This is a genomic window from Azospirillum oleiclasticum (assembly GCF_013423485.1).
Classification (GTDB): domain Bacteria; phylum Pseudomonadota; class Alphaproteobacteria; order Azospirillales; family Azospirillaceae; genus Azospirillum; species Azospirillum oleiclasticum.
In genome coordinates this window covers 114,088-137,342 of record NZ_JABFFR010000002.1, presented here as the reverse complement: position 1 = coordinate 137,342, position 23,255 = coordinate 114,088, and the positions used below count along the sequence as shown (strand labels likewise).

Here is a 23,255-nt window from a genome sequence, read left to right as displayed (position 1 = left end):
GTTCACCGCGGACGCGCGAGCCGCAGCAGGAAGCACACGGCACCGGCCAGCAACCGCCGTTCGGGATGGATGTCCGCCATCGCCACCGCGCGGCCGGCATGGGCGAGCGCGGCGCGCGCGACCGCGGCCGGATCGGGGCACGGCTCTCCATCGATGCGGAAGCCGGCCACCGTCTTCGCGAACTCGCGTTGGGCGGTCAGCGGTGGCACCAGCATGAGGAATCGTGCGCTGGCGACCGGATCATACTGGCAGCGCGCAAGCAGCGTCGCGACGGTCACCGGAACACCTGGTCCCTCGGTGCCGACACTGTAGTCCAGAAAGCGCTTCGCGCGCTCCTCGACAGCCTCCGACCAGCCGGCGGCGGCTGTGATCACCGGATTGATCACTCGTACCTCCAACCCCCGCAGCGTTCGCTGCGCAATCCCTTACTGACAATTTGCTACGCGATCGAACCTCTTCAAGCGGGGTCCGACCGGGGAAACGACCTATGCCCGACGGCGGAGAACGCCAATTCAGGCGGCGCGCAGGGCACGGCCGCCGTGCATGTGGTCGAGCAGGCTGTTGACGGCGCCGGCACCATCCTCCAGCGCTTCGAGCGCCAGCGAGTACTGGCTCGGGCGCGGCAGCTCGACAATGGCCGTCACTTCGCCGCCATCCGCCTCCTGGCGGGCGCCGAGCCGCCGCATCATGGCGCGCATGCGGCGGTTCTCGGCCAGACACAGCAGATGCACCCGTGCGACCGACCGGTTGCGGGCCACGGTCAGCGCGCGCCGCACCAGCACGGAACCGATGCCGCCGCTCTGGTGGGCGGCCTCCACGCTGATCGCGATCTCGGCGTTGTCCGGCCAGACGGTGCGATCCGTGCACAGCTCGACAGCGCCGACGATCGCCCCCCGCTCGACCGCGGCGATCACGGTCGTGCGGGTCCAGTCCATGCGTGCCACGTGGCGATCGATGACCGCATCGCCCACCGTGCCGGCAAAGCGGGCGTAGCGGTCGGACACACCGAGCCGGAGAAGATGGTCGCGGTAATGGCCCCGCTCTGCGGGGAACAGCTTGCGGAATACGGGCATGGTCGGTCTCGCGTCATCGTTGGTCCCGACGCACGTCCTGGATCATCCACCCGTCACCGCGGAGCCCTTCGGGATCCGCGCACCTGTTCTTGCGGCCATTGGCCGTCATGGCGTTATTGTGCACCGCAACATGCGAAGCGGCAACCAGGCCGGAACAGCGTTTGCTGCAATGCAGCATTGACGTATTGGTCAAGCAGCGGGAATGACCGGGCGGTTCCTCATGCTTGTTGGCGCGGGTGGACGCGCTGGCTATGCTGCGCCGCGACGGCCGACGGGCGGCCCTGGCGGCGGGAGACGGGCATGAGCATCTGGGGCAAGATCCTGGGCGGGGCGGCCGGCCTGCTGACCGGCGGGCCGATCGGCATCCTGCTCGGCACGCTGGCCGGCCACGCCGTGGACCGCAAGCGCGACGGGGAGGAAGCCTCCGCCGACGCGGACGGGGACGCGACCCAGTCCATCGCCTTCACCATCGGCGTGATCGTGCTGGCGGCGAAGATGGCCAAGTCCGACGGCACCGTGAAGCGGGTGGAGGTGGATACCTTCATGCGCCTGTTCCACGCCGAGCCCGAGGAGCTGGGCAACGTCGGCTACGTCTTCGACCTCGCGCGCCGCGACGCCGCCGGCTTCGAGCCCTACGCCCGGCAGATCGCGGGCCTGTTCGGCCCGGCCCATCCGGTGCTGGAGGATCTGCTGGAAAGTCTGATCCTGATCGCCGAGGCGGACGACGTGATGCACGACGCGGAGCTGGATTACCTGCACACGCTCGCCACCATCTTCGGCTTTTCGGAGGCGGATTTCGCGCGCCTCGTGTCTGGTCACCGGATCACCCATGGCGACAGTTCCTGCGATCCCTACACGGTGCTGGGCCTTCCGTGCGGCGCCGAGGAGGAAGCGGTGAGGGCCGCCTACCGCCGTCTGGCGCGCGAGCACCACCCCGACCGACTGATCGCCCAGGGCCTGCCGCCCGAGTTCATCGAGGTGGCGACCGACCGCATGGCGGCCATCAACGCCGCCTACGACCGCATCATGAAGCAGGGCGCCCGCGTCTGAGCCCGCGCGCGGGCCGGCCGCAGGGCACGTCTGCGCACCCGCCCCCTTACGCCGCCCGCCGAAACCGCTATCCTGCTGACCCGCCACACACGCCAGCGCCATGCCCCCTCCCGCACCCATCGCCGCCCTTCAGGGCGTTTCCGTCACCTTCGGCGGCCGGCCGCTGTTCGAAGGGCTGGACCTTGCCATCGCCCGCGGCGACAAGGCCTGCCTCGTCGGCCGCAACGGCACCGGCAAGTCCACCCTGATGAAGGTGTTGGCCGGCATGATCCAGCCCGACGCCGGCGACCTCTTCCTGCAGCCCGGCGTGCGCGTCGCCTATCTGCCGCAGGAGCCGGACTTCAGCGGCTTCACCAGCGTGCACGACTATGTCGCCGCTGGCCTGCCCGCGGCGGAGCGCGACGAGGAGCACCGGGTCGAGGCGGTGCTGGACCGGCTGCAACTGGCCCCGGCCCGCACTCCGCAGGGGCTGTCGGGCGGCGAGGCGCGGCGCGCGGCGCTGGCCCGCACGCTGGTGGGAGAGCCCGACGTGATGCTGCTGGATGAGCCGACCAACCATCTGGACCTGCCGACGATCGAGTGGCTGGAGGAGCATCTCCAGGCCTACCGCGGCGGGCTGCTGCTGATCAGCCACGACCGCGCCTTCCTCAACAAGCTCTCGCGCCGCACCATGTGGCTGGACCGCGGCGCGCTGCGGGTGAGCGAGCGCGGCTTCGCCCAGTTCGAGGAGTGGCAGGCCGAGGTGTTCGCCGCCGACGAGCTGGCGGCCCAGAAGCTCGACCGCAAGATCGAGACGGAGATGAAGTGGCTGCGCGAGGGTATCTCCGCCCGGCGCACCCGCAACATGGGCCGCGTGCGCGCGCTGTACGCTCTGCGCGAGGACCGGGCCGAGCGGATCAAGGGCGGCCAGCAGGCCAAGCTCGCCATCGCCGAGGCGGAGCGCGGCGGCCGGATGGTGATCGAGGCCGAGGGCATCGCCAAGAGCTTCGACACCCCGGAGGGCCCGCGCACCATCGTCCGCAACTTCTCCACCCGCATCCTGCGCGGCGACCGGGTCGGGCTGATCGGGCCGAACGGGGCCGGCAAATCCACCCTGCTGAAGATGCTGACCGGCGAGCTGGCGCCCGACAGCGGCACGGTCCGGTTGGGCACCAACCTGGAGCCCGCCTATTACGACCAGAAGCGCGAGGCGCTGGATCCGGAGGACACGCTGCGCCGCGTGCTCTGCCCGCATGGCGGCGACAAGGTGATGGTCAACGGCCAGCCGCGCCACGTCGCCGGCTATCTGAAGGACTTCCTGTTCGACACCCGCCAGCTCGACAGCCCGGTCAAGGCGCTGTCGGGCGGCGAGCGCAACCGGTTGCTGCTGGCCCGGCTGTTCGCCCGCCCGTCCAACCTGATGGTGCTGGACGAGCCGACCAACGACCTGGACATGGACACGCTGGACCTTCTCGAAGAGGTGCTGGCCGACTATCAGGGCACGCTGCTGCTGGTCAGCCACGACCGCGACTTCCTGGACCGGCTGGTGACCAGCACCATCGCGCTGGAGGGCGACGGCACGGCCACCGAGTATGCGGGCGGCTATTCCGACTATCTGCTGCAGCGCCCCGCCCGCGCCGACCGGGCCGCGGCGCCGGCCAAGGCGAAGCCGGCCACACCGGCCGCCGCCGCGCCCAAGGCGAAGGGCAAGCTGAGCTACAAGGACCAGCGCGAGCTGGACGAACTGCCGGCGCGCATGGACCGTCTGACCGAGGAGATCCGGGGCTTGGAGACCTTGCTCGCCGATTCCGCGCTGTTCACGCGCGACCCCGACCGCTTCACCCGCTCCACCGCGCGGCTGGAGGCCGCGACGTCCGAGCTGTCAGCCGCCGAGGAGCGCTGGCTGGAGCTGGAGGCGCTGCGGGAGGAACTGGAAGGCGGTCGCGGATGACCGCGAAGGACGCGCTGCTGGCCCTGCTGGTCGTCGGCCTGTGGGGCTTCAACTTCGTGGCTGCCAAGGTCAGCCTCCAGGATTTCCCGCCTCTCTTCCTAACCTGCGTCCGCTTCTGTCTGGTGGCCGCCGTCCTGTTCCCCTTCCTGCGCGTGCCGCGGGAGAAGCTGCCGGGCATAGCACTGCTGTCGGTGATCCTGGGCAGCATCCATTTCCCCATGATGTTCACCGGGATCGGCGGCGTCGACGCGGCCACCGCCTCGGTGGTGGCGCAGTTGCAGGTGCCCTTCTCGTCCCTGCTGGCGGCGGTCTTCTTCAAGGACCGGCTGGGCTGGCGGCGCGCGGCGGGGATGGGGATCGCCTTCGCCGGCGTGGCGCTGATCGCCGGGGAGCCGAGGATGAGCGGCAGCCTCTGGCCGTTGACGCTGATCGTGGCGGCGAGCTTCGCCTTCGCCTGCGCCAGCATGCAGATCAAGCGCATCGGCGTCATCGACGGCTACACGCTGAACGCCTGGCTGGCGCTGCTGGCGGCCCCCCAGCTTTTCGTGCTGTCACTGCTGGTGGAGGAGGGGCAGTGGCACGCGCTGACCCACGCCACCGCGTCCGGCTGGACGGCGCTCGTCTACACGGCCCTCGCATCCACCATCGTGGCCTACGGGATCTGGTACCGGCTGCTCCGGGTCTACGATGTGAACCAGGTCGTGCCGTCCATGCTTCTGGTGCCGGTGTTCGGCGTGCTGTCGGGAGTCCTGATCCTGGACGACCCGTTCACTCTGACGCTCGCCGTCGGTGGCTTTCTGACGGTGGCCGGGGTGGGGGTGATCGTGCTACGGCGTCCGGGAACGGTCAGCGACAAGGTGTCGAACCCGACATGAGGCCCCCCGGTATGAGGCGACTGGCATGAGGCCCCCGGCATGAACATGGTCGCCCTCCCCTCTCCCAACCACGGGCCGCGGGCCGAGGGCGCCCGGATCGAGATCCTGCTGCTGCACTACACCGGCATGCGGGACGCAGCCACCGCGCTGCGCCGGCTCTGCACCCCGGCGTCGGAGGTCAGCGCCCATTACACGGTGGACGAGGACGGCACCGTCTACGCCCATGTGCCGGAGGAGCGGCGGGCCTGGCACGCCGGTGCCGGCTGCTGGCGCGGTGCCGCCGACGTCAACAGCCGCTCCATCGGCATCGAGATCGTCAACCCCGGCCACGAATTCGGCTACCGCCCCTTTCCCGCCGTGCAGATGGAAGCGGTGGCGGAGCTCTGCCGCGGCATCGTTGCCCGCCACGCCATCCGGCCGGAGGATGTGCTGGGCCACAGCGACATCGCGCCTTCCCGCAAGCAGGACCCCGGCGAGCTGTTCGACTGGCCCTGGCTTGCCCGGCAGGGCGTCGGGCTGTGGCCGGAACCGGGCCCGGAAGACGGCACCCCGGTTTCCGTCGCTGCCGCGGACGCGCTGCTTGCCCGGTACGGCTACGACCCGGCAGAACCGCTCGCCCTGCTCGCCTTCCAGCGCCATTTCCATCCCGAGCACCTGACCGGAACACCGGACGAGGAAACCCTGCGACGCCTTCGCGCGTTGCTGAGGCAAACCGGTCGATGAGCGAGAGGACGCCGCCCATGCACACGCTCTACGCGGCCCAACGGGCCGGATCCTTCGTGGTCGAAGCGCTGCTGCACCACACCGGAGAGCCATACCGCGTGGCGGAGGCGCCGCCCTGGGAAGCGGGTCCGCACCGCGACGAGCTGGCGCGGGTGAACCCGCTGATGCAGGTGCCCACGCTGGTGCTTCCGGACGGCACGGTGATGACCGAGAGCGCCGCCATCGTGCTGCATCTGGCCGACTGCCACCCGCAGGCGGGGATCGTGCCGCCCGCCGACGCGCCGGAGCGGGCGGTGTTCCTGCGCTGGCTGCTCTATCTGGTCGGCAGCGTCTACCCGACCTTCACCGTCGCCGACGACCCCACGCGCTGGGTCTCCGGCACCGACGCGCAGGAGGAACTGGTGCGGCGGACGAGCGCGTATCGCTGCGGCCTCTGGCGCCAGGTGGAGGAGGCCGCGAAGGCCACCCCCTGGTTCCTGGGGGAGCGGTTCTCGGCCATCGACCTCTACCTTGCGGTCATGGTCACCTGGCAGCCGCGCCGGCCGTGGTTCGCGGAGCACGCGCCGAAGCTGACCGCGATCGCCGACCGCTGCACCGCCGACCCGCGTTTCGCCCCGGTGGTGGCGCGCAACGGGATGGCCTGACCGGGATCCGCGCTGCCGGGGTCGGCGCTGTCCGCCGCTTGACGAACCGCCATTGCCCGCTCATACCCGAATAATTGCAAAGCGGTTCGGGGGCAGGGCGGGACATGAGCGTTTGCGTGGAGGGGGTTCGCCCCCCGATTGTTCAGGACGGCTGCGTGCGCACGCTCTACGTCACCTATCTCGGTGATGTCCGTGTCGTGGACGGCTGCATCCAGGAGACGTTTTCGCTGGTGGAAGCCTTCCAGCAGCAGCTCCAGGGCGGCGACGTGCTGCAATTCCTGGACAACAAGTACTGGCCGCCGCTCAACAGCCATGGCGCGGGCACGCAGGCCGACGCCATGCCGATCCGGCTCAGCGGGCTGAAGGCCACGCCGGACAACCCCATAACGATCCGCGGGCTGGGATCGCGCACGCTGCTCTGCGGCACCAACGCCGCGGTGCCGCTCTATCCGGACCTGCCGCGCCAGGACGATTACGCCTTCTTCCAGATCCTGGATTGCGAGGGCATCGTGATCGAGGATTTCGTGGTCGATTCCTGCTGGCCCTGCTTCGTCTACATGGAGGGCAGCCGCTACGTCGCCGTCCGCAACATCACGGCGATCGACAGCCTCTATTTCGTGTTCGCGCGGGGCGAGGGGTGCCGCAACATCCTGGTGGAGGGCTGCGACTGGACGCAGGACCCGTCCGGCGCCGTATGGACCCAGATCACCTGGGAGCACACGCACCACGTCTCCTACCGCTACCTGAACGGCGCCCTGCTGGGGGCCGACGGCATCGCCGGCGGGGTGGTGTTCCGCAACAACAGCGTCCGCTACGCCTACAACGCCCTGCGACTGCGGGCCCGCGACGAGGCGGCGGACGGGCGGCTGAACGTGGATGTCGAGGTGTACGGCAACGCCTACGACCGCGTGCGCGACAATGTGGTCGAGCCGGAGGGCACCGCCACCAACCTGTGGATCCACCACAACAGCATCTGCAACGCGCACGCCTGGCTGTCCTTCGACGGCGTCGGCGGCGGCTATTGGGCGGTGTTCGCCAACCGCGGCTGGTTCACCGAGAAGCCGGGAACGGTCATCGACGACAACACCGGCGGCCGCGTTCTGAAATTCGACCCGGAGCCGCCCTACCCCACCGGCCCCTTCGAGTCCTTCAACAATTCCTGGTACCTGCGCATCGACGAGATCAAGGCAGGCAGCACCCGCAACCTGATCCACCGCAACAACGCGGTGCAGTTCTGCGCCGAATGCGACCATGCCCCCGGGGTGTGCAACCCCGACCGCGCGCTGGTCGGCTCCAAATTCATGGCCGACGGCTGGGACCGCTCCGTACGTTTCGATTACGACCTCAACAACCGGGCCTTCCCGTCCGTGCTCACGAAGAACGGGCAGGAGACGCACGGCACCTACGATCCCGACTTCCGTTTCGTCGATGGAGCCAGTGGCGACTTCCGCATCGCCAAGCCGGTGGCGGGGGAGTATGTGTCGCTGGAGAGCTGGGGTGTGCCCGACGGCTGGCAGCCGGAGCGGTTCGAGGCCGGGCAACTGCAGGGCACGGAACAGATGCCGTTGGAAGGTCCGGCCTTCGTGGCGCGCAGCGGGTACGACGAGCCGCCGCGCATCGTGCGCGCGCAACGCCGCGAGGCCGGGGAGGGGGCCGGGCGCATCACCCTGTTCTTCGACCGCAGCCTGGAAACGGCCGACTATCCAGTTATCCTGCGGCTGGCCTCGGGCGAGGAGTTGCGGGCGATCGGCACCGCCGATGCTTTCACGCTGGCCGTCGATACCCCGGTCCCACCCGCCGGCGTCGAGCTGGTGCTGCCGGAGAATGTCACCGGCACCAACGGCGAGACGATCACCTTGTGGGCGGCACCGCCGAACGCCGGAGTGACGGTCGAGCCGGTCGAGGCGCTGGAGCCGGCCTGATCATCAGTAGCGGTAGAGCCCGAGGAACAGGTCTCCCAGCGCGCGTCGCAGCAGGATGGTGATGCGGAAGCGCCGCCGGTGCTCCTCCCGGTCGTGCAGCATGTGGCAGCGCTGGCAGAGCGCCATCAGGTTGCGTGGCCGGTTGTTGGCCGGGTTGTGGTCGCGGTGGCAGGCGGCCAGCACCACCCGCGTCACGCGGGACCCCGCATACTCCACCATGTCGGGCCAGGGAGCCGGCCGCCCCTGCCCGTCGCGCCAGGTGTTTCCGGCGCTGTCGAGCCAGCGCCCGTCGCCCAGGCAGCGCACGCGCTCCCCGTGCGGTCGCCCGCACTGTTCACACCGCCCGCCGGCCCGCTCGAACCGCACATGGCGGCTGATCTGCGGCCAGTCGATCGGGTAGAACCAGCGATAGCGTCGGAGGATCGGCATGCCTCCATATCTAGCGTGTTTCCGAGGCGTTGTGAATTCGTTCAGTGGATGTTCGCGCGAGAATGCCCGAGAAAGAAGCGCAGCATCTCGCACGAGGCGTCGGGACCCGCCGGGTCGGTGTAGCTGCCGGCCGGGTTGCCGCCGAACCAGGCGTGACCACCTCCCTTCACCACCCACTGTTCCAGGACCACCGCCCCGTCCTGCGTGCGGCCGACGCTGCGGACCCAGGCGCGGCCGTCGGGCGTACTGCCCTCCTCCGCCACCAGCGTCACGTCGCCGTACGCGGCGCTGTACTGCTCGACCACGCGCTCGCCGTTGACAGCGGCGACCGTCTTGTCGGCGTCGCCGTGGAACACGATGACTGGCGGCGCGCCCCGGACACCGTCGAGCCGCGGGAGCGGGCGAAGCGCGGACACGCCCCGGCGCATCGCCGCAAAGGCGGACGGCACCCCGCTTGCCGCCGCCCAGGGCAGGCCGGAATGCACGCCGAGGGCGGCGTACCGGTCGGGATGCGTGGCGCCCAGGATGGCCGCCATTGCCCCGCCGGCCGACAGGCCGGCCACATACACCCGCGCCGCATCCACACGATGCTCCGCCATCACCCGATCGGTGATGGCGGCGACAAGGGCCGGTTCGCCGCCGTCGCGCCGCTGATCCGCCGGGCTGAACCAGTTCCAGCATCTGGAGCCGTTCGCCGACTCCGGCTGGGCCGGATAGACGACCAGAAGACCGTGTTCCTCGGCCAGCGCGTTCATGCGGGTCCCCGCCGCGAAATCGTCCGGCGACTGGGTGCAGCCGTGCAGCATCACCAGCAGCGGACAGGGGCCGGCCGGGAGATTGGCCGGGACGTACAGCTTGTAGTCGCGACGTCCGGCCGCGGCCTCCACGCTGCCTTCCAGGAATCGCCCCTGCCCGGCCGGCGCTGCAGCCGGTGCCGGAACCGCAGCCGGAGCCGCAGCCGGCGGGGGTTCGGCGACGGGCGGTCGGCCGTCGGGTGCCGTCCGGCGGGCATCCTGCGGAAGCAGCCCCCTCAGCTTTGCCAGGGCGCGGCGGAGCAGCGTCAGGGCGTCGCGCAGAGCGCTGCGTCGGGTCGGCTGGGACATGTCGGAAGGATCCATTCGGGCGGGACGGGATTGTGCAACGCAGCATCATAGCGGGTTGATCCGGCGGGCCAACACCGCTATAGCGTCGCGCCCCTGATCGGCGGAGGGCGGCATGACGGCTTGCGGTCTGGATTTCGGCACATCGAACACGACGCTGGGCACCGGCGGGGTAGGTGGAGCGCGGCTCCTGCCGCTGGAAGGCGCCAGCGTCACGCTGCCGAGTGCCTTGTTCTTCGATTTCGAGACGCACTCCACCGCCTATGGCCGCGCGGCGATCGAGGCCTATGTGGCCGGGGCGGATGGGCGCCTGATGCGCTCCATCAAGTCGGCGCTGGGCACCGACCTGATCGACGCGGACACGCAGCTCGACACTCGCCGCATCAGCTTCCGGGCCGTGATCGCCCAATTCCTCGGCGAGGTGAAGCGGCGCGGCGAGGCGCAGGCCGGCGGGCCGCTCGACGCGGTGGTGCATGGCCGGCCGGTCCATTTCGTGGATGGTGATGCCGATGCCGATGCCGCCGCTGAACGTGCCCTGGAAGAGATCGCGCGGGCCGTCGGCTTCCGCCACGTTTCCTTCCAGTTCGAACCGATCGCCGCGGCGCTCGATTACGAGATGCAGGTGGACCGGGAGGAGCTGGCGTTGATCGCCGACATCGGCGGCGGCACGTCGGACTTCTCGATTGTCCGCATCGGGCCGGAGCGGCGGCACCGCACCGACCGCGCCGCGGACATCCTGGCCAACGATGGCGTGCGCATCGGTGGCACCGACTTCGACCGCGATCTCAGCCTGTCGGCGGTGATGCCGATGCTGGGCTTCGGCAGCCCGATGAAGCGGGCCGGGCTGCTGGCCCCCCGCAGCGTCTATCTGGATCTGGCCACCTGGTCGCGCATCAACTTCCTGTACACCGCCAAATCGGTGGCGGAGTTGAAGCGCATCCACCGGGAATCCGCACGCCCCGACCTGATCGGACGCCTGCTCGACGTGGTGGAGGAACACCGCGGCCATGCCCTGGCGATGGATGTGGAGCGGGCGAAGATCGCGCTGACCGGCACCCCGCGCACGGTCCTGCATCTGGGCTGGCGCGACGGCGGGGAGGAGCCCGCGGTCACCGCCGAGGCCATGGTGGAAGCGACCGCCTCACTGGCGGCCCGCATTGCCGCGCGCACCGAGGATTGCCTGCGCGACGCGGGCGTGGACGAGACACGGGTTGACGCCGTGTTCCTTACCGGCGGCTCCACCCTGCTGCCGCACGTCCGCCGGGCCATCACCGGCCGCCTGCCGGGAGCCCGCGTGATCGAGGGCGACACCTTCGGCTCGGTCGGCCAGGGGCTGGCGATCGAGGCCGGGCGCCGTTACGGCAGGCGCTGAGGCATCAGCGCGTGCGGCGGCGCGTGGCCTCGTCGACCGCCTCCTGAACCGCGGCTTCATGGTACCAGCCGTCGGTGACGACGGGCTGGGCAACGCGCCCCTCGGTCATGGCCGGGGCGGTCCGGCGTGCCTTCAGGGGGAACTGGTAGATGGTGGCGGTCCTGGGTTCGACAGCGTGGATCATGGTTCGGTCCTCCGTCCGATGGTGCATTCGAAGCATCAGACTAAACACACCGTAACAAACTTTGATCCCAAGCGCAAATCGTCGCCTCATCCAAAAGTATCACCTGACTGTATGATTGGCAGTGATCATTGTGCTGTTTTTTGCGCCACGTCTTGAATGATGCAGTTGCGAAAAGAACAGCTACAATCGTCCATTCCTTAAGCAGACAGTGCTTTTGCCTGCAGTTTCGGCACGAATAACGGGAGACTTCGGCTTTCCCGGTGGCTGGTTTCCGAAGCACGGTGGCCGGAATCGATGTTGGTCACGCTTCTCGGGATGCACGGAAGCTCAACAGCGATGGCGGGGCAGGATTGCGCAGGATGCGGCACAGCGCGTGCCGGCAACGGATCAGCGAATTCCCCACCTAAAAGGAAAAGGAGGCCGCAAAACAGGTCCTGCGGCCCCAAGTCCAGGTGAATAACACATATCCGTGCCAGTAGGGTGCTGCATTGCCAAATCACGTGCAATCGAAATCGTTCGCGACTGCAAAAAACTTAAGGAACGCACGAGGGCAAGGTCAGTAAATCCACTTTTGGATGCGCAGCCCTCACCCCGAGTTTCGCAGACGCCTAATATGCGCGCAAATTATTCATCGCGCCTGTTTTTGCACCGAGAACTTGCGCAAAACTCGAGCACATCTGCGGCGTTGGGCGGGACCGAGCGGTTTCCCGGCGTGGAAAGGCCATAGGTCCTGCCTCTTTCCGCTGTCTGGCACGGCTTGTGCTTTCTCCATCTCCGTCCCTGCCGTCCGGACGGGTCGGTGCGTCAGGCACACACCGGGTCTTCCGCAAGCCCTGTGGCATCAGCCATTGAGAGACCAACAATGACCAAGTACAAGCTCGAGTATGTTTGGCTCGACGGGTACACGCCGGTACCCAACCTGCGCGGCAAGACGCAGATCAAGGAGTTCGACGAGTTCCCGACGCTCGAACAGCTGCCGCTGTGGGGCTTCGACGGCAGCTCGACCAAGCAGGCGGAAGGCCGCAGCTCCGATTGCGTGCTGAAGCCGGTGCGCATCGTTCCGGACGTCGAGCGCAAGAACGGCGCCGTCGTGCTCTGCGAAGTGATGATGCCGGACGGCGTTACCCCGCACCCGTCGAACATGCGCGCGACCATCCTGGACGACGAAGGCGCCTGGTTCGGCTTCGAGCAGGAGTACTTCTTCTTCAAGGACGGCCGGCCCCTGGGCTTCCCGGAGAACGGGTACCCGGCCCCGCAGGGTCCGTACTACACCGGCGTCGGCTACAGCAAGGTGGGCAGCATCGCCCGCCAGATCGTCGAGGAGCACCTCGAGATCTGCCTCGCCGCCGGCCTGAACCACGAAGGCATCAACGCCGAGGTCGCCAAGGGCCAGTGGGAATTCCAGATCTTCGGCAAGGGCTCCAAGCGCGCCGCCGACGAGATCTGGCTCGCCCGCTACTTCCTCGAGCGGCTGACCGAGAAGTACGGCATCGACATCGAGTATCACTGCAAGCCGCTGGGCGACACCGACTGGAACGGCTCGGGCATGCACGCCAACTTCTCGACCACCTACCTGCGCGAGGTGGGCGGCAAGGAGTATTTCGAGAAGCTGATGGCCGCCTTCGAGGCCGCGCGTGCGGACCACATCGCCGTCTACGGCCCGGACAACCACATGCGGCTGACCGGCAAGCACGAGACGCAGTCGATCCACACCTTCAGCTACGGCGTGGCCGACCGCGGTGCGTCCATCCGCGTGCCGCACAGCTTCGTGCGCAACGACTACCGCGGCTATCTGGAAGACCGCCGACCGAACTCCCAGGGCGACCCGTACCAGATCGCCTCGCAGATCCTGAAGACCATCTCCACGGTTCCGACCAGTGCGGAAGCGACCGAGACGGTTGCGGCGTAATGGTCCAACACGGCGCGGGCGTGCGAGCGTCCGCGCCGTGACTCCGTCCGGCGGGATCAAGGCCGCGAAAGGCCAGGGTGTTCCAGCGCCGTGATGGATGCTGGCCGGGGAGCCAGCCTGATGAATACCCCTTCGGCCCTTCGGGCCATCGCGCGGCGCGGCTCATCAAAACGCCATCCCCCATCCGCCGAAACCTGGATGCCCAAGGCTTCGCTGAAGCACCGGCACGACACGCTCCGCGACACTTTCCGGTGGGGAGAAATTCTTCGTTCCAATTTCTCCGGTTGATTCCGTTCAATTGCCGGGCCACGCTCGATCAGGGAAAAACATGCTCGCCTGACCGGCTACGGATTGCGCATCCGCAACGGTGCATCTGCGTCCGGTGAAACGGCGGCATACGCGGGGAGGTAGAGATGTCCCTCGTAGTGTGTCGGATTGTGGCAGCACTGTCGCTCATCCTGTTCCCATCGGCAGGGGCCTCGGCGGCCGGCCTTTCGATGGAAGCGGTCACGGTCTGGACGGAGCCGGCAGTCCCCCTGGTCAGCGCTTCCAATCACGTCGCCACTCAGACCTTAATACTGGAGAATGGCAGCAGCAAACCGGTTCCGGTGAAGCTGGTGCCTGAACCATCCGGCAAATTCCAACTGAAACCGGCCGAAGGCGATCCTGTGGTTCGACTGCAGGATGGAACCATCATCGCCAACGTACCGCCAATGGCGATCCTGCGGATTCCCGCGGAGCTTTCGGGCTTGAGCCCACCGGGCCCCTACCGGGCTTTCCTGGATGTCAGGGTCGGCGACAAGAGTGGTGGGCGGCTTGTGATCGAAGCCCTCGACGCCGGCTGGGTTCCGCCGCTTTCCGTGCGCCAGTCTGCCGGGATCATGGTGAAGGGGGGCCTCCTGTTCCGCCCGGACGGGCCGCATCACCGGATTTTCAGCTTTGAGCTCACCAACCCACCGGCGGCCCCGACGCGCAACATCGCGCTGGAGTTCGCGGTGCCCCTCAACGGGATGGCGGGACGGATCGACGCAACGATCCAACCGTCAACCTTCACGCTGGCACCCGGCCACACGCAGCCGGTCACGGTGGAGATGCCCCTTCAGTCGCTTGGCAGCCGTTACGACGGGCTTTTGCAGATCAAGGACACGGACGAAAAGCTACCGAAGCAGACCATGTCGATCGCGGTGGCGCCGAACTACGATCAGAGGTGGAACATTCTAGGCGTTTTCCTCTTGGTGGGAATGGGCGCCTTGTTGTCACTGGCCATAAACACCTGGTTGCCGGTGGTTCGCCGAAAGGCCGAAATCATGCGGCGCATCGCCAGCCTCGACGGATCAACGGCGCCGGACTCGAGCCGACGCGGTCCGGCAGCGTTGAAGCTGGACGTCGAACGGAACCGACTGTCGCTTGCCATTCAGAACGTCGCATGGTACGCGATGAATGCGACGCCTCAACTCGATCAGCTCGAAACGGAAGTCGCCGACCTTGAAAAGAAATCGGCGTGTTTCGATCGCCTGACCCCGTTGCGCACACGAATCGTCCGGCTTGATGATCTGCCGCCCAGCACCATTCCGCAACTGACCCATCTCATCAGTCGCTGCGAGGATGCGATCCTGCGAAGCAACTTGGTTCTGGCGGAGACCGTATGCACCGATGCCGAGGCGCTTGCCGGCGCGATCGATGACACGGATCGAATGAAAGCCTCCCTGAAGACGGAAATCACACGCCTTCTGGAACGGGTAAACAATTCTCAAGGGTCCTTGATCGACGATCCGTTCATCGAGAAACTCGTCACGATCGATTTGCCGGCGGCTTTGGTGGCGATGGAGGGGGATGTCCAGATCGATCGATCCCACCTGATCGATTTCGACCAGTCCTGTTTCCAGGCGCATCTGTATGTCATGCGGTACAAGTCGGAACTGCTGCTCCGTTATCCGGAGTTGGGGACGAACGGGTTCAGGGACGACCTTCTCAAGGCGATCCGAGCGGGGGATCGTGGCCTCGGCCGTGCACGCGACCTTCTCGATGCCGCCGAGGACGGTGTCACCAACAAGGAAATCGACGAGGCCGTCACGAACGGGCTTGGCCGGATCGTTTGCGCCCCGACCAAACCCAAGGCGGGAACAACGGCGCGCTTCGAATTCCGTTTCGATGATGACCGATTGAATCGCAGCCCGCTTGCAGCACAGCGTGACTATGAATGGTCGTTCGGAGACGGCACGTCCAACGCCTTGGGACGCATCTGCGTGCATTTCTTCCGCAAGCCGACACAGCCGGTGCAATCGCTTCGTTCCTGGCCGCTCCTGAAACCATTTCTCCCGCCGCCCGAACCGGGCAAGCCATTGACCGTCGAATGCCGGATCGCCCGTGGCAGCGTAGAGCTTTATAAGTCCGCGATAGACATCGAGGTTCTGGAAAACTCGAACGTCGAGCGACGCATTCGCACCATCGATGGGATGGCGACGATGATCTCCGTGGCTGTTGCTTTGTTGCTGGCCGTTCTGCTGCACTACACGGGATTGGAGCGGCTCGACACGCTGAACGACCTCGCCACTCCATTCCTTGCCGGCTTCGGCCTGGATCAGGTCAAAGACAAGCTCGTCCGCTTTCCCGATCTGGTAAAAACCGTCCGCGCATGAATCGATCTTATCCGTCGCCGTTAACGTGACCGGCACCGGGATGCCCGATACGCCCGGTGCCGGCGTTGCTCGCGACCTCCCGTCACACCCGCGGCGGTGGGACAGCGGCGTGCGGAAAGTGGAATGCGCCTGACGGGTGTCACCCCTCCCCTTCCGCTTTCTGGAACAGGTAATCGATGTCGCCATCCTCCAGCGCGCCGGTCAGGGTGCCGGTGCCCTCGATGGTGGCGGCGGTCAGGTTTCCCTTGCGGCGCTGCAGGTCGAGGATGCGTTCCTCCACCGTGTCCGTGGCGATCAGCTTGTAGACGAAGACCGGCTTGTCCTGGCCGATGCGGTAGGCGCGGTCGGTCGCCTGGTCCTCCGCCGCCGGGTTCCACCACGGGTCGTAGTGGATCACCGTGTCGGCCGCCGTCAGGTTCAGGCCGCGCCCGCCGGCCTTCAGGCTGATCAGGAAGACCGGCACCTCGCCGCGCTGGAAACGGGCCACCGGCTCCGCCCGGTCGCGGGTGCGGCCGGTCAGCTCCACATAGGCGATGCCCACCCGGTCCAATTCCGCCTTGATCAGGTCGAGCATCGAGGTGAATTGGGAGAAGACCAGGATCCGGCGCCCCTCCGGCACCATCTCCTCCACCATGTCGATCAGGCTTTGCAGCTTGGCGCTGTCGGTCACGTCGTTGGCGACCTTGACCAGACGCGGGTCGCAGCAGACCTGCCGCAGCTTCAGCAGCGCGTCGATCACGGTGATGGCGCTGCGCTGGATGCCGGCCGCGGCGATGGCCGCGCGCACCTTCTCGTGCACCGACAGGCGGATCGCCTCGTAGAGGTCGCGCTGGGCCGAATCCAGCTCGATGCGCCGGATGACCTCGGTCTTGGGCGGCAGTTCCTTGGCGACGTCGGCCTTGGTCCGGCGCAGCAGGAAAGGACGGATGCGGCGCAGCAGCAGGCTGGCGCGGGTGGCGTCGCCGCGCTTCTCGATGGGGTTGCGGAAACGCTTCTGGAAATCCTTGCGGTCGCCCAGCAGCCCCGGCATCAGGAAGGCGAACTGGCTCCACAGTTCACCCAGATTGTTCTCCACCGGCGTGCCGGACAGGCAGAGCCGGTGCCGCGCCTTCAGGTCGCAGACCGCGCGGGTGGCCTTGCTGTCCGGGTTCTTGATGGCCTGCGCCTCGTCCAGCACGATCATGTGCCACGTCCGCCGCTTCATCACCTCGAGGTCGCGGGCGACCACACCGTAGGTGGTCACCACGATGTCGGCGCGGTCGGTCTCTCCGTGCAGCCCGTGCCGCTCAAGCCCGTGCAGGACCAGCACCGACAGGTGCGGCGTGAAGCGCTTCGCCTCCGCCACCCAGTTGGGGACGAGGCTGGTCGGCACCACGATCAGGCAGGGCTCGTCCAGCCGCCCGGCGTCATGCTCCACCGCGATGTGCGCCAGGGTCTGCGCGGTCTTGCCGAGGCCCATGTCGTCGGCTAGGATGCCGGCCACCCCGCCCGCCCGCAGCCCCTGCAGCCACGCCAGTCCGGCGCGCTGGTAATCGCGCAGCTCGGCCCGGAAGCGGGAGGGGACGGGAACCTCCGGCAGCGGCTCGTCGGCCCGCATGCGGTCGAGGAAGGCGGTGATCTGCCGCGCGCTGTCGGGGCGCCGGGCGATCAGATCGTCGATATCGACCAGCGCGTCGGCCTCGGCCAGCGGCACGCGCAGGGTGTTGTCCACCCGGCGCGCCTGATCGATCATTGCCTCCACCACGCTGAGCAGCCGCTCCACCCGGTCGGCCGGCAGGGCCAGCACCGAGCCGTCCTCCAGCACCACATGGGCGCGACCGTCGATCACGCGGGCAGCGCTCATCCCGCCGCGCTCCACCAAGCCGGCCAGAATCGGCAGCAGAGGGCGGCGCTCGCCGTCGATTTCGACGCCCACGTCCAGGTCGAACCAGCCGTCGCCGGCGTCGCGGACCGCGACCGCCACCTCCCCGCCCGGCTCCACCACGCGGGCGCCGAAATCGGCCCCGATCTCCACCACCCAGCCATCGGCGCGCAGGGCCGGTGCCTGGACGGCCATGAAGTCCTGCCAGCGCTCGGCGACATCGCGCCCGGTCAGCCAATGCACGCGGGCGCCGCGGGGGTTGAGCGAACCCTTCGGCGGATCGATGCGGGCCTGGGCGAATCCCAGCGTGGCGAGGCGCTGGAGAGCCTCCTGCTCCAGATCACGGTCGCGGCGGATGAACAGGGGCGAGCCGTCCACATCCTCGGCGCGGGCGAACTGGCGCTGGTCGTCGGCGTCGATCTCGACCGGGGTTCCGTCCTCGCCATAGTCGAAGGACAGGCGCAGCACATCCACCAGCCCGTCGGACGGCGACACCACGCGGCCCAGCCGCGCGATCACGCTCGGTGTGCGCTCGACGATGCGCGCCGCGTCGCCGCCACCGGCCCGCGGCGCCGCGGCGGGCGGGTCGGGGCGCAGGTGCGCCGGCACCGGCACGGGGGACGCGGCGACCACCGGCGCTTTCGGCTTCGGCAGATCCACCACCTGAAGCTCGATCGGGCAGATCTGCCCGGCCTTGGCATCGATGCACCAATAGGCGAGCCCGCGCACCAGGACGGATCCGGGCGCCAACCCGCTCGGCCGCAGCTTGCCGGTCTTCTGGTCGCGGAAGGCGCGGAGCGCCCGCGGTGGCCCCTCGACCAACCGCCCACCGCGGTGCCAGCGCAGCCGGCCGGTTGCCAGCAGGGCGCGCAGGATGCGGTCGACCGCATCCCGCCGCACCTTCAGGACGGGTGTGCGCACCACACCGCCGCCGCCGAGCAGGCGGGCGATGTTGCGATCCTCCTCGGCGTCGGGAGCGGCCCGTTCCAGCACGTCGCGCGGCGACGCCGGTTCCCCCTCCCCGGCTCCCGGGCCGCTGGTCGGCACGAGGCTGGCGGCGACGTACAGCGCAACGTCGTCCTTGCCCGGCTCCAGCCGCCACAGAACGCTGTGCAGGACCGGGCGCGGCACCGGCGCCAATGCGGAAGGCCGCACGGGCATTCTGGCCGCCGCCGGAACCGGCGCCGCAGTAGGAGGCGGGGCGGACGACTCACCCATCAGATCGAGCAGCGAGGTGCGCCGCCACTCCGGCCATGCGTCCAGCGCAGCCAGTGCCGCGGCGGCCATGTGGGCGCAGCCCGGCCGTCCGCAGCCGCAGGTCCGGTCGAAGGCGACCCGGCGCCCGCGCGAGACCGGGGCCACCATCACCGCCAGCTCGCGGCCCAGATCGGTCACGCGCGCCTCGACCCGCCCCGGTCCACGGGCGATCCGCACCGCGCCGGCAAGCACCAGATCGCGCCCGCGCCGCAGCGTCCGCGCCTCGAAGACGCGCGCCAGATCCTCCTCGGCGAAGGGAGCCGCCACGGGTGGCGGGGAATCGAACAGGGCAGGCAGTGACGAAGGCATCCGGACCGGGGGAGTGGGGAACGGGAACCCGGCACCATAGTGCCTGCGGAGCGGCAAAGCCACCCTTGCGCCGACAATCCAGTCATCCGCCGCGGTTCCTTCACGCTGCAGCGCACACGAACGAAAGGCGGCTATGAAAAAATCGTAAATAAACTTGGTTAATTAAAATGAACAGCGGTTAGTTTGCTCACAAAACCGCTGTTGACCGAATAAAGGTATCAGTCTAGGGTAATAAATGAATCAAATTTGAGGCATTGTATTTCTGGTTGTGGAGACCAGGATGCTCGACACGTCATTTCCGAAGCGGTGTCGGGTACAGCGTATCTCGTCGTGAAGGAGTATCCTCGGCCATGATGCCTCCCAACCGCCGCAAGGATCGGAAGAGCGAAAGTACGTCGCCCATCCTTGAACAAATCATGACCGGTGGATCGAGCGTATCCTTCCACGTCCTGCAGCTCAGCCAAGGCATTGAGCCTGAGAAACTGCTGTTCAAAACCGCGGCGCTGAACAACTGCATTGTCTTCAAGTACCCGAATTTCAATGACGAGCTCGACTCGGCGGCGGAATCATCGGAGGATATGCTTCCCAGCGAGGTGTTCGTCCGGCCCATCGAGACGGGACTGTATGTTCCGCACACCACGACGGCGCCGCGAGCCGGCGGTTACGCCGTCTACATGCGAGGCAAGAACTACAAGGCAGTCCTGGACGAGCTGTTTGGGATCGACATGGCCAGCCAGGAAGAGGCGACGCTGCACGACCTCGCCGTGCTCGACGCCATCGACAGCATCCCGTCGCTGGACGCCTTCCTGCTGAAGATCGGATTCGAGGCGGAGCGGCTCTCCATCGATCCGCGCTACCTGAAGATCAACGAGGACGAGGAGGCGCAAATCCGCCTGCTGATCGGCGGCCGGATCGAGCCGATCATCCGCAAGGCGCTCGGCATTCCGGAGGGGGTCGGCCAGCGCATCGAGCGTTTCCTGCAGGCCATCTGGCACACCGACATGCCGGAAGCACGCCTGTTCGTCACCGCCTTCGGCATCGAGCAGTCGGAGGCCGAGCCGGTGTTCGGCGCCTGGAAGGGGATCACCTTCTACGAATACCAGCTCCGCCGGCTGGCCCCGCCCATCCGGAACATCGTGAAATGGCTGAAGTCGCCGGACTGCCTGCCCATCGACCTGCGCGCGCACAAGATGTTCGAAACCAACCTGCTCATGTACATCGAGAAGGTCGGCAAGCAGATCGAGGGGGCGCTGAACGATATCCGCTCGATCCTCGGCGAGTACGAGACCTGCTTCCGCACCTTCATGGAAGGCAACCCGCACCCGTTCCGCGAATTCCTGCGCACGGTGCGGCAGAAATACTGGCTGATGGGCTATTGCATCTCGGCGCTGAACAGCCTCGTCCACACCTACAGCCGCTTCATGCGGCAGGCGGTGGACAAGAAGCTGTTCTTCGAGTCGATGTACGACATGCTGCGCCAGTTCGATGTGGCGCTGGACCGCCGGCGGGAGCAGCGGGCAGCCTTCTGACCGCCCGCCCCTGCCCTACCCCGGTTACTCGGCTGCCGGCCGCGGCGCGGCGTTGACCGGTGCGGCGAGCTGGGCATCGACCACGGCGACCGCGGTCATGTTCAGAAGGCCGCGCACTGTCACCGACGGCGTGACGATGTGCACGGGCCGGCCGGCGCCCAGCAGCATCGGTCCGACATTCTGCGCGTCGCCCAGCACCTTCAGCATGTTGAAGGCGATGTTGGCGGCGTCCAGCGTCGGCATGACCAGCAGGTTCGCCTCCCCCCGCAGCCGCGAGTCCGGCAGCACCCGGTTGCGGATGGCCTCCGACAGGGCGGCGTCGGCGTGCATCTCGCCGTCCACCTCCAGGTCGTTCATTTCCGCCGCGATCAGCTCGTAGGCCTTGCGCATCTTGCGGGCGCTGGGCGTGTCGGCGCTGCCGAAATTGGAGTGGGAGAGCAGCGCCACCTTCGGCTCGATGCCGAGCCGCCGCACCTCCTCCGCCGCCAGCCGCGCGATCTCCGCCACCTGCTCGGCGGTCGGGTCGGGGTTCACGTAGGTGTCGCAGAGGAAGTAGGTGCCCTTCTCCAGGATCAGCAGGTTCATGGCGCCCGCGGTCTTGGCGCCCTTGCGCAGGCCGATGATGTCCATCACGTGCTGGTAATGGTCGCCATAGCGGCCGGTCGTGCCGCAGACCATGGCGTCCGCCTCGCCCCGCCGCACCATCAGCGCGCCGAACACCGTGGGCTGGGTGCGCACGACGTTGGCCGCGTGGGTCGGCGACACGCCGCGCCGGCCCATCAGGCGGCGGTAGATTTCGGAGTAATTGTGATAGCGCAGGTCGCGGATGACCTCGATCACCTCGACATCCTTGCCCGGCTTCAGGCGCAGCCCCAGCTCGGCGATCTTCTTCTCGATGATGTCGCCACGGCCGATCAGGATCGGCTCGGCGATCTTCTCATCGACCGCAACCTGGGCGGCGCGCAGCACGCGCTCGTCCTCGCCCTCGGTGTAGACGACACGCTTGGGCGCCTGCTTGGCCTTGGTCATCACCGGCTTCATCACGAGGCCGGAGCGGAACACATGCTGCGCCAGCACTTCGCGGTAGGCGTGGAAATCGGCGATCGGCCGGGTGGCGACGCCGCTGTCCATGGCCGCCTTGGCGACCGCCGACGACACCTCGATCATCAGCCGCGGGTCGAAGGGCTTGGGCAGGATGTAGTCCGGGCCGAAGCGCAGCTCTTCCCCGCCATAGGCGGCGGCCACCACGTCCGACGGCTCGGCGCGGGCGAGGTTGGCCACGGCGTGGGTGGCGGCGACCTTCATCTCCTCCGTCACCGTGGTGGCGCCCACGTCGAGCGCCCCGCGGAAGATGAAGGGGAAGCACAGCACGTTGTTGACCTGGTTGGGGAAGTCCGACCGGCCGGTGGCGATGATGGCGTCGGGCCGAACCTCGCGCGCCAGGTCGGGCATGATCTCCGGCTCGGGATTGGCGAGCGCCAGGATCAGCGGATTGGTCGCCATGCGCTTGACCATCTCGGGCTTCAGAACCTTCGGCCCGGACAGGCCGAGGAACAGGTCCGCGCCGTCGATCACCTCGTCCAGGGTGCGCTTGTCCGTGTCCCGGGCGTAGGCGTCCTTGAAGGGGTTCATCTGCTCGTTGCGGCCCTTGTGGACCACACCGGCGAGATCGACCAGCCACACGTTCTCGCGTTTGATCCCCAGCATCACCAGCAGGTCCAGGCAGGCGATCCCCGCCGCACCGCCGCCGGTGGACACCACCTTGATGTCCCCGAGCTCCTTGCCGACCAGCTTCAGCCCGTTGAGGACCGCGGCCCCCACCACGATGGCGGTGCCGTGCTGGTCGTCGTGGAACACCGGGATGCGCATGCGCTCGCGCAGGCGCCGCTCCACCTCGAAACAGGCGGGGGCGGCGATGTCCTCCAAATTGATGGCGCCGAAGCTGGGCTCCAGCCGGGCGATGGTGTCGATCAGGGCGTCTACGTCCGTCTCGGCGATCTCGATGTCGAAGCAGTCGATGCCGGCGAACTTCTTGAAGAGGACGGCCTTGCCCTCCATGACGGGCTTGGCGGCCAGCGGCCCGATGTTGCCGAGCCCCAGCACCGCGGTGCCGTTGGTGACCACGGCCACGAGGTTCGCGCGCGCCGTCAGCTCGGCGGCCTGCGCGGGATCCTTGGCGATCGCCATGGAGGCGGCGGCCACGCCGGGGGAGTAGGCAAGCGCCAGGTCGCGCTGGTTCGCCATCGGCTTCGTCGCGACGATGGCGAGTTTGCCGGGTCGCGGACGACGGTGATATTCGAGCGCCATGGCATCCAGATCGCCCGTCATGAGCCTTTCTCCATCCCTATTAACTGGTTTTCGGTTAATTCGACCGCACGCCGATTCTCCCCCCGCGCTTATACCGCATATGACGGCGGGCGGGAACGGGAGAACGTCATCGGAGCCGTAC

The 23,255-nt window shown here is 67.8% G+C and carries 17 protein-coding genes; 10 read left to right on the top strand and 7 right to left on the bottom strand.

The genetic code is table 11. From position 1 onward, the window contains the following. Positions 1 to 2: 2 nt before the first annotated feature. Positions 3 to 386 (bottom strand): hypothetical protein, encoded by a 384-nt coding sequence (locus HL658_RS04870; protein ID WP_180280718.1) that lies wholly within the window; start codon positions 384 to 386, stop codon positions 3 to 5. Between the two features lie 126 nt (positions 387 to 512). After that, complete coding sequence (locus HL658_RS04865) at positions 513 to 1,073, bottom strand: GNAT family N-acetyltransferase (RefSeq protein ID WP_180280717.1); 561 nt, start codon at positions 1,071 to 1,073, stop codon at positions 513 to 515. 300 nt (positions 1,074 to 1,373) lie between these two features. On the opposite strand from HL658_RS04865, the gene HL658_RS04860 reads away from it, so the two are divergent. The 6 genes from HL658_RS04860 to HL658_RS04835 all read left to right on the top strand — a co-directional run bounded on the left by HL658_RS04860 (position 1,374) and on the right by HL658_RS04835 (position 8,217). Further along, a complete protein-coding gene (locus HL658_RS04860; RefSeq protein WP_180280716.1) occupies positions 1,374 to 2,123 on the top strand; it encodes a TerB family tellurite resistance protein in 750 nt (249 codons plus the stop codon). 100 nt (positions 2,124 to 2,223) lie between these two features. Further along, positions 2,224 to 4,053, top strand: a complete 1,830-nt coding sequence (locus HL658_RS04855; RefSeq protein ID WP_180280715.1) for an ABC-F family ATP-binding cassette domain-containing protein — start codon at positions 2,224 to 2,226, stop codon at positions 4,051 to 4,053. Continuing rightward, complete coding sequence (locus tag HL658_RS04850) at positions 4,050 to 4,928, top strand: DMT family transporter (protein WP_180280714.1); 879 nt, start codon at positions 4,050 to 4,052, stop codon at positions 4,926 to 4,928. The genes HL658_RS04855 and HL658_RS04850 overlap by 4 nt, the downstream gene beginning before the upstream one ends. A gap of 39 nt (positions 4,929 to 4,967) precedes the next feature. After that, on the top strand, positions 4,968 to 5,651 hold the full coding sequence (locus HL658_RS04845) for an N-acetylmuramoyl-L-alanine amidase (protein WP_180280713.1): 684 nt from the start codon (positions 4,968 to 4,970) through the stop codon (positions 5,649 to 5,651). Between the two features lie 17 nt (positions 5,652 to 5,668). After that, positions 5,669 to 6,295, top strand: coding sequence for a glutathione S-transferase family protein (locus tag HL658_RS04840; protein WP_180280712.1), 627 nt, complete (start codon positions 5,669 to 5,671; stop codon positions 6,293 to 6,295). Positions 6,296 to 6,450: 155 nt separating this feature from the next. Continuing rightward, entirely contained in the window at positions 6,451 to 8,217 is a 1,767-nt protein-coding gene (locus HL658_RS04835) for a hypothetical protein (protein WP_180280711.1), read from the top strand. 3 nt (positions 8,218 to 8,220) lie between these two features. Here the strand turns inward: HL658_RS04835 and HL658_RS04830 are convergent, their stop codons facing one another. Both HL658_RS04830 and HL658_RS04825 read right to left on the bottom strand, forming a co-directional pair. Beyond that, entirely contained in the window at positions 8,221 to 8,646 is a 426-nt protein-coding gene (locus HL658_RS04830; RefSeq protein ID WP_180280710.1) for a hypothetical protein, read from the bottom strand. A 41-nt stretch (positions 8,647 to 8,687) separates the two neighbouring features. Beyond that, positions 8,688 to 9,749: an extracellular catalytic domain type 1 short-chain-length polyhydroxyalkanoate depolymerase gene (locus tag HL658_RS04825; protein WP_246337315.1), complete on the bottom strand. Its 1,062-nt coding sequence runs from the start codon at positions 9,747 to 9,749 to the stop codon at positions 8,688 to 8,690. A gap of 112 nt (positions 9,750 to 9,861) precedes the next feature. Between HL658_RS04825 and HL658_RS04820 the strand changes: the two genes are divergently transcribed. Continuing rightward, positions 9,862 to 11,118 (top strand): Hsp70 family protein, encoded by a 1,257-nt coding sequence (locus tag HL658_RS04820; protein WP_180280708.1) that lies wholly within the window; start codon positions 9,862 to 9,864, stop codon positions 11,116 to 11,118. Between the two features lie 4 nt (positions 11,119 to 11,122). On the opposite strand, the gene HL658_RS04815 is transcribed toward HL658_RS04820, so the two are convergent. Then, positions 11,123 to 11,302 (bottom strand): DUF2735 domain-containing protein, encoded by a 180-nt coding sequence (locus tag HL658_RS04815; protein ID WP_180280707.1) that lies wholly within the window; start codon positions 11,300 to 11,302, stop codon positions 11,123 to 11,125. An 862-nt stretch (positions 11,303 to 12,164) separates the two neighbouring features. Here HL658_RS04815 and HL658_RS04810 point away from each other — a divergent pair. Together HL658_RS04810 and HL658_RS04805 are read left to right on the top strand one after the other, a co-directional pair. Further along, on the top strand, positions 12,165 to 13,211 hold the full coding sequence (locus HL658_RS04810) for a glutamine synthetase beta-grasp domain-containing protein (RefSeq protein WP_180280706.1): 1,047 nt from the start codon (positions 12,165 to 12,167) through the stop codon (positions 13,209 to 13,211). Between the two features lie 413 nt (positions 13,212 to 13,624). Further along, on the top strand, positions 13,625 to 15,850 hold the full coding sequence (locus tag HL658_RS04805) for a hypothetical protein (RefSeq protein ID WP_180280705.1): 2,226 nt from the start codon (positions 13,625 to 13,627) through the stop codon (positions 15,848 to 15,850). A gap of 139 nt (positions 15,851 to 15,989) precedes the next feature. On the opposite strand, the gene HL658_RS04800 is transcribed toward HL658_RS04805, so the two are convergent. Further along, positions 15,990 to 19,235 carry a DEAD/DEAH box helicase gene (locus HL658_RS04800; protein ID WP_343055007.1) on the bottom strand — a complete coding sequence of 1,082 codons (3,246 nt, stop codon included), beginning with the start codon at positions 19,233 to 19,235 and terminating at the stop codon, positions 15,990 to 15,992. A gap of 458 nt (positions 19,236 to 19,693) precedes the next feature. Here HL658_RS04800 and HL658_RS04795 point away from each other — a divergent pair, with 458 nt between their 5' ends. Beyond that, positions 19,694 to 20,806, top strand: a complete 1,113-nt coding sequence (locus HL658_RS04795; protein WP_180280703.1) for a hypothetical protein — start codon at positions 19,694 to 19,696, stop codon at positions 20,804 to 20,806. Positions 20,807 to 20,830: 24 nt separating this feature from the next. On the opposite strand, the gene HL658_RS04790 is transcribed toward HL658_RS04795, so the two are convergent. After that, entirely contained in the window at positions 20,831 to 23,134 is a 2,304-nt protein-coding gene (locus tag HL658_RS04790; RefSeq protein WP_180280702.1) for an NADP-dependent malic enzyme, read from the bottom strand. Between the last annotated feature and the right edge of the window lie 121 nt (positions 23,135 to 23,255).

What these genes read in the sequence shown, in the direction of transcription:
- HL658_RS04855 (WP_180280715.1), top strand. Translation starts at nt 2,224, where the DNA reads ATGCCCCCTCCCGCACCCATCGCCGCCCTTCAGGGCGTTTCCGTCACC.
- HL658_RS04805 (WP_180280705.1), top strand. Translation starts at nt 13,625, where the DNA reads ATGTCCCTCGTAGTGTGTCGGATTGTGGCAGCACTGTCGCTCATCCTG.
- HL658_RS04820 (WP_180280708.1), top strand. Translation starts at nt 9,862, where the DNA reads ATGACGGCTTGCGGTCTGGATTTCGGCACATCGAACACGACGCTGGGC.
- HL658_RS04865 (WP_180280717.1), bottom strand. Translation starts at nt 1,073, where the DNA reads ATGCCCGTATTCCGCAAGCTGTTCCCCGCAGAGCGGGGCCATTACCGC.
- HL658_RS04850 (WP_180280714.1), top strand. Translation starts at nt 4,050, where the DNA reads ATGACCGCGAAGGACGCGCTGCTGGCCCTGCTGGTCGTCGGCCTGTGG.
- HL658_RS04790 (WP_180280702.1), bottom strand. Translation starts at nt 23,134, where the DNA reads ATGACGGGCGATCTGGATGCCATGGCGCTCGAATATCACCGTCGTCCG.
- HL658_RS04845 (WP_180280713.1), top strand. Translation starts at nt 4,968, where the DNA reads ATGAACATGGTCGCCCTCCCCTCTCCCAACCACGGGCCGCGGGCCGAG.
- HL658_RS04830 (WP_180280710.1), bottom strand. Translation starts at nt 8,646, where the DNA reads ATGCCGATCCTCCGACGCTATCGCTGGTTCTACCCGATCGACTGGCCG.
- HL658_RS04860 (WP_180280716.1), top strand. Translation starts at nt 1,374, where the DNA reads ATGAGCATCTGGGGCAAGATCCTGGGCGGGGCGGCCGGCCTGCTGACC.
- HL658_RS04840 (WP_180280712.1), top strand. Translation starts at nt 5,669, where the DNA reads ATGCACACGCTCTACGCGGCCCAACGGGCCGGATCCTTCGTGGTCGAA.
- HL658_RS04795 (WP_180280703.1), top strand. Translation starts at nt 19,694, where the DNA reads ATGACCGGTGGATCGAGCGTATCCTTCCACGTCCTGCAGCTCAGCCAA.
- HL658_RS04815 (WP_180280707.1), bottom strand. Translation starts at nt 11,302, where the DNA reads ATGATCCACGCTGTCGAACCCAGGACCGCCACCATCTACCAGTTCCCC.
- HL658_RS04825 (WP_246337315.1), bottom strand. Translation starts at nt 9,749, where the DNA reads ATGTCCCAGCCGACCCGACGCAGCGCTCTGCGCGACGCCCTGACGCTG.
- HL658_RS04810 (WP_180280706.1), top strand. Translation starts at nt 12,165, where the DNA reads ATGACCAAGTACAAGCTCGAGTATGTTTGGCTCGACGGGTACACGCCG.